Source organism: Pseudomonas sp. NPDC098740 (assembly GCF_044760065.1).
In the GTDB taxonomy this organism is placed as follows: domain Bacteria; phylum Pseudomonadota; class Gammaproteobacteria; order Pseudomonadales; family Pseudomonadaceae; genus Aquipseudomonas; species Aquipseudomonas rossensis.
Map to the genome: position 1 here is coordinate 95,986 of NZ_JBIWAM010000019.1, position 6,121 is coordinate 102,106.

The window sequence follows — 6,121 nt, forward strand, 5'->3', positions numbered from 1 at the left end:
CGATTTCCATGATTTCTTCGGTGATGCCGTTGAGCTTGATGTCCATCTGCAGCGCGGTCACACCTTTGGCGGTACCGGCTACTTTGAAGTCCATGTCGCCGAGGTGGTCTTCGTCACCCAGGATGTCGGTCAGGATGGCGAACTTCTCGCCTTCTTTAACCAGGCCCATGGCGATACCGGCAACTGGTGCCTTCATCGGAACGCCAGCATCCATCAGAGCCAGGGACGCGCCGCAGACCGAAGCCATGGAGCTCGAACCGTTGGACTCGGTGATTTCCGACACCACACGGATGGTGTACGGGAACACGTCGGCAGCAGGCAGCATGGCTGCAATCGAACGACGGGCCAGACGGCCGTGACCGATTTCGCGACGACCAGCGCCACCCATGCGACCACACTCACCTACCGAGAACGGAGGGAAGTTGTAGTGCAGCATGAACGGGTCTTTTTTCTCGCCTTCCAGGGTGTCCAGCAGTTGTGCGTCACGGGCGGTGCCCAGTGTTGCAACAACCAGAGCCTGGGTTTCGCCACGGGTGAACAATGCCGAACCGTGGGTCTTTGGCAGAACACCGACTTCGATGTTCAAAGGACGTACGGTCTTGGTGTCACGGCCGTCGATACGTGGCTTGCCGTTAACGATGTTTTCGCGAACGGTGCGGTATTCGATTTCGCCGAAAGCAGCTTTGACTTCACTGGAGGAAGGCTGACCTTCTTCACCGGACAGCTTGGCAACCACCTGGTCTTTCAGTTCGCCCAGACGAGCGTAACGGTCGGCCTTGATGGTGATGGTGTAAGCCTGGGAGATCGCGTCGCCGAACTCGGCACGGATAGCGCCCAGCAGAGCGGTCGCTTCTGGTTGTGGAGCCCAGGCCCAAGTTGGCTTGGCAGCTTCGGCAGCCAGTTCTTTAACAGCGTTGATCACAACCTGGAACTCGTCGTGAGCAAACAGTACCGCGCCCAGCATCTGGTCTTCGGTCAGCTCTTTGGCTTCCGATTCAACCATCAACACGGCTTCCGAAGTACCGGCAACGACCATGTCCAGGCTCGAAGCTTTCTGTTGTTCGTAAGTCGGGTTCAGCAGGTAGCCGGTGCTTTCGTGGAACGCAACACGGGCAGCGCCGATCGGGCCATCGAAAGGAATGCCGGAAATGGCCAGCGCAGCCGAGGTACCGATCATCGCAGCGATGTCCGGATCGGTCTTCTTGCTGGTGGAAACGACGGTGCAGACAACCTGCACTTCGTTCATGAAGCCTTCTGGGAACAGCTGACGGATCGGACGGTCGATCAGTCGGGAAGTCAGGGTTTCTTTCTCGGAAGGACGGCCTTCACGCTTGAAGAAACCGCCAGGGATCTTACCGGCAGCGTAAGTTTTTTCCTGGTAGTGAACAGACAGAGGGAAGAAGCCCTTGCCTGGATCAGCTTGCTTGGCGCCGACCACAGTCACCAATACGCTGACGTCGTCGTCAACGGTGACCAATACTGCGCCGGAGGCCTGACGGGCGATACGGCCAGTCTCGAGGGTAACGGTCGACTGACCGAACTGGAATTTTTTGATTACCGGGTTCACGGTGTCCTACCTTCTTTTGTGGCTCTTGGGGAACTTGTCTTCTTGCGAAATTCTTGGGCAACGCCGGGAATCGGCCCGACTGTCATTGTCCAGGTAAAGCAGGTATCCAGATAAAACTTGAGGCTGGGAGCCTGCCATGCGCCAGCGGGAAACCCACTGACGTACGACAGACAACCAACCTCTAGCGCAATCGCTTATTAGCGACGCAGACCCAGGCGACCGATCAGAGCCTGGTAACGACCCAGATCCTTGCCTTTCAGGTAGTCCAGCAGCTTACGACGCTGGTTTACCATGCGGATCAGACCACGACGGGAGTGGTGATCTTTACCGTTGGCCTTGAAGTGACCTTGCAGCTTGTTGATGTTGTGGGTCAGCAGTGCAACTTGCACTTCTGGCGAACCAGTGTCACCAACAGCTTGCTGGTAGTCAGATACGATTTGAGCTTTTTCTTGAACGTCGAGAGCCATGAGGCAATCCTTTTATCAGGAAACTGTTTCAAAGAAACAGCTTCAACAGGCCAGGGACAAATCCCTGTATCTAAAAATGAGTAGTGACCGTGCCTGTTAACAGCCACCCTCGTTCGGTCATTCTGACCGAATCAGTCGACGTGGCGCGATGCGCCCGTCTTCGCTCACTTCACCGATACCGATGAAGCGACCATTGTGATCCTGTACCCGTACCATGCCGAACTTCGGTGCATCCGGGGCTCGTACCGGTTGGCCGTTAAGCCAGTAGAACGAGCTGTGCTCCGAGAACTGCAACAGTGGCCAATCCAGCAGGCCGCTGTCCGATGGCATCAAAAAGCGGTCGACCGCTTCGTTGCCGCCTTCGGCATGTACCGCTTCCAACTCTTCAAGCGTGACCGTCTGGGCCAGCGTGAAAGGCCCGGCCTGGGTACGTCGCAGTTCAGCAACGTAAGCGCCACAACCGAGTTGCTCACCGATATCTTCCACCAGGGTGCGGATATAGGTACCTTTGGTGCAATCCACCGCAAGCCGCGCAGTATCACCTTCAAAGGCCAGCAATTCCAAGCGCGCAATAGTAACAGAACGCGGTTCGCGCTCCACTACTTCACCTGCTCGGGCCAGCTTGTACAACGGCTGGCCATCACGTTTGAGCGCCGAGTACATGGGCGGTATCTGACTGATTTGCCCACGAAATTTCGGCAGTACTGCTTCGACATCGGCGCGACCAACGGTCACCGGGCGCTCCTGCAAAACCTCACCTTCGGCATCGGCCGTGGTGGTGGTCTTGCCCAGTTGCGCCAGGGTTTCATAAGCCTTGTCGGAATCGAGCAGGTATTGCGAAAACTTGGTGGCCTCACCGAAGCACAACGGCAACACCCCGGTGGCCAGCGGATCGAGACTGCCGGTGTGCCCGGCCTTCTCGGCGTTCAGCAACCAGCGAACCTTCTGCAACGCCGCATTGGAGGTGAACCCCAGTGGTTTGTCGAGCAGGATGATGCCGCTGACGTTACGACGGATACGTTTGACCTGAGCCACCGATTACTCCTTGGTGTCTTCGGCTTCTGCCGCAACCGGATGCTGATTGTCTTCAGCTACCGCACGTTCGATCAATGCCGACAGATGAGCACCACGCACGACGCTTTCGTCATAGTGGAAGTGCAACTGTGGAACGCTGCGCAACTTCATTTCGCGAGCCAACTGCATGCGCAGGAAACCGGCGGCGGAGTTGAGCACCTTGATGCTTTGCGCGATGTCTTCGGCGTTGTCCTGCCCCATTACAGTGATGAAGATCTTGGCGTGACCGACGTCACGGCTGACTTCAACAGCGGTAATGGTGACCAGGCCGACGCGCGGGTCTTTGACTTCACGACGGATCAGCTGTGCCAGCTCACGCTGCATCTGATCGCCGATACGTTGGGTACGGCTGTATTCTTTTGCCATGTCTTGTTACCTGTTACTGCCCCACGGTGAAACCCGAAGGGTCTGAAAGCGGCAAACGCCCGGCCTGACAAAAGCCAGACCGGGCGTTGCGTTTAGAGTCCTGACGCCGTGCCGCGCACTTGCATGCGGCGGCTCGCCGTGGCCCTTGAAGTGCGCGAGTTAGAGGCTGCGAGCAACCTGAACCTTCTCGTAGACTTCGATCTTGTCGCCAGCTTTGACGTCGTTGTAGCTCTTGACGCCAATACCGCATTCCATGCCGGCACGTACTTCGGAAGCGTCATCCTTGAAGCGGCGCAGGGATTCCAGCTCGCCTTCGAAGATAACGATGTCTTCACGCAGTACACGGATTGGACGGTTACGGTGAACAACACCTTCGATAACCATGCAACCGGCGATCGCGCCAAACTTCGGCGAACGGAACACGTCGCGGACTTCAGCGGTACCCAGGATGTTCTCGCGAACATCGCTGCCCAGCATACCGGTCAGAGCTTTCTTGACGTCTTCGATGATGTCGTAGATCACGTTGTAGTAACGCATATCCAGACCTTCCTGCTCGACGATCTTGCGAGCGCAACCAACGGAAAGCTAGATGAAGCCGAACAGTAAAGCGATTGAGGCCAGTTCCACGTTAGCATAGGAAGATGAGATACCACCGACACCGCCACCGACAACACGCACTTGCACTTCGTCGTTACCCAGGCCGTTCAAGGCGCCGTTCAACGCTTCCAGCGATCCACGGACGTCAGATTTGAGGACGATGTTAAGCGTCTTCTTCTCTTCCTGGCCCATGTTCTCGAAGATGTTTTCCAGCTTGCCAGCGTGAGCACGGGCCAGTTTGATTTCGCGGAACTTGCCTTGACGGAACAGAGCCACTTCACGGGCTTTCTTCTCGTCGGACAGCACGCTCATCTCGTCGCCAGCGTCCGGGGTACCGTCCAGGCCGAGAATCTCGACGGGGATGGAAGGACCGGCTTCCTTGATTGGCTTGCCGTTCTCGTCGAGCATGGCGCGAACGCGGCCATAGTTCGAACCGACCAGCACCATGTCGCCTTGGCGCAGGGTACCGTCTTGAACCAGAACGGTAGCAACCGGGCCACGACCTTTGTCGAGACGCGATTCAACCACGACACCACGGCCAGGAGCCGAAGGAGTCGCTTTCAGTTCCAGAACTTCAGCTTGCAGCAGAACAGCTTCGAGCAACTCGTCCACGCCAGTACCGACTTTCGCCGAAACCGATACGAACGGGGTGTCGCCGCCCCACTCTTCCGAAGTCACGCCATGAACCGACAGTTCGCTACGGATGCGATCGAGATCAGCGCCCGGCTTGTCGATCTTGTTCACTGCAACCACCAGTGGAACACCGGCAGCCTTGGCATGCTGGACAGCTTCAATGGTCTGCGGCATGACGCCGTCGTCCGCTGCAACTACCAGGATCACGATGTCGGTCGCCTTGGCGCCACGAGCACGCATTGCGGTAAACGCAGCGTGACCCGGGGTGTCGAGGAAAGTGACCATACCGCGATCAGTTTCAACGTGGTACGCACCGATGTGCTGGGTGATGCCGCCGGCTTCGCCTGCAGCTACCTTGGCACGACGGATGTAGTCGAGCAGCGAGGTCTTACCGTGGTCAACGTGGCCCATTACGGTCACGACCGGCGCACGAGAGAACGACTCGCCTTCAAACTTCAGGGACTCGGCCAGGGAATCTTCCAGGGCGGTGTCGCTGACCAGGGTCACTTTGTGGCCCAGCTCTTCAGCTACCAGTTGAGCAGTTTCCTGATCGAGTACCTGGTTGATGGTCGCTGGAGTACCCAGTTTGAACATGAACTTGATGATTTCAGCAGCCTTGACCGACATCTGCTGAGCGAGATCGCCAACAGAGATGGTCTCGCCGATCTTCACTTCACGCACGACAGGGCCGGTTGGGCTCTGGAAACCGTGAGCGTTGCGTTTCTTCAGCTTGGCCTTGCCGCGACCACCGCGACGGAAGCTATCGCTTTCTTCGTCGGTAGTACGTGGGGCAACGCGTGGCGCAGGCGCTTTTTCCTTGACCGAAGCACGATTCGGAGCGTTTTTGCGCTCACCATCGCCACTGCCACGACGATTGTTATCGTCGGCGCGTGGTTTGTCCGGACGGCGCTGTTCGTTCTGCTTGTTGCGAACATCGGCAGACGGCGCTGGTGCAGCAGCCACAACCGGCGCGCTTTCACGTACTGGCTCGGCAACTGCAGCAGGTGCTGCAACGGCGTCGTTAGTAGCGGATTGCGCAGCAGCAGGCTGGCGACGCGCTTCTTCTTCGGCGCGACGCTTGGCTTCTTCTTCAGCCTTCTGACGTGCAGCATTTTCTACTGCGCGACGGTCTTCCAGTTCGCGTTTACGCTCGGCTTCGATTTCTTCCGGGCTGCGCTGTACGAAAACTTTCTTTTTACGGACTTCAACGCTGATGCTTTTGCTGCCAGCAACACGCAGGGTGCTGGTGGTTTTACGCTGCAGTGTGATCTTGCGTGGTTCTTCCACTTTCGCCTTGTGGCTGCTTTTCAAGTGAGTCAGCAAAGATTGCTTCTCACTGTCAGTCACATGTTCTTCGGCGGCGGTGTGCGGCAGACCTGCCTCACGCATCTGCTGCAACAGGCGCTCTACCGGTGTT

4 protein-coding genes and 1 pseudogene are annotated in these 6,121 nt (G+C 57.4%); all 5 read right to left on the reverse strand.

All coding sequences use genetic code 11. The features are described from left to right. Window positions 1–1,567 (reverse strand): polyribonucleotide nucleotidyltransferase (gene pnp, locus ACIQU2_RS21540; protein ID WP_403143861.1); only part of this gene is annotated, 1,567 nt, incomplete at its 3' end. A 197-nt stretch (window positions 1,568–1,764) separates the two neighbouring features. Beyond that, window positions 1,765–2,034, reverse strand: a complete 270-nt coding sequence (gene rpsO / locus ACIQU2_RS21545; RefSeq protein WP_403143863.1) for a 30S ribosomal protein S15 — start codon at window positions 2,032–2,034, stop codon at window positions 1,765–1,767. Between the two features lie 117 nt (window positions 2,035–2,151). Then, window positions 2,152–3,069 carry a tRNA pseudouridine(55) synthase TruB gene (gene truB / locus ACIQU2_RS21550; protein WP_347802327.1) on the reverse strand — a complete coding sequence of 306 codons (918 nt, stop codon included), beginning with the start codon at window positions 3,067–3,069 and terminating at the stop codon, window positions 2,152–2,154. A 3-nt stretch (window positions 3,070–3,072) separates the two neighbouring features. Beyond that, window positions 3,073–3,474, reverse strand: a complete 402-nt coding sequence (gene rbfA / locus ACIQU2_RS21555) for a 30S ribosome-binding factor RbfA (protein ID WP_008149016.1) — start codon at window positions 3,472–3,474, stop codon at window positions 3,073–3,075. Between the two features lie 159 nt (window positions 3,475–3,633). Then, window positions 3,634–6,121: pseudogene (gene infB, locus ACIQU2_RS21560) on the reverse strand (translation initiation factor IF-2); the annotation flags it as partial.

Bases quoted from the DNA above. Each gene is read 5' to 3' on its own strand.
- rpsO (WP_403143863.1), bottom strand. From the start codon at position 2,034: ATGGCTCTCGACGTTCAAGAAAAAGCTCAAATCGTATCTGACTACCAG.
- rbfA (WP_008149016.1), bottom strand. From the start codon at position 3,474: ATGGCAAAAGAATACAGCCGTACCCAACGTATCGGCGATCAGATGCAG.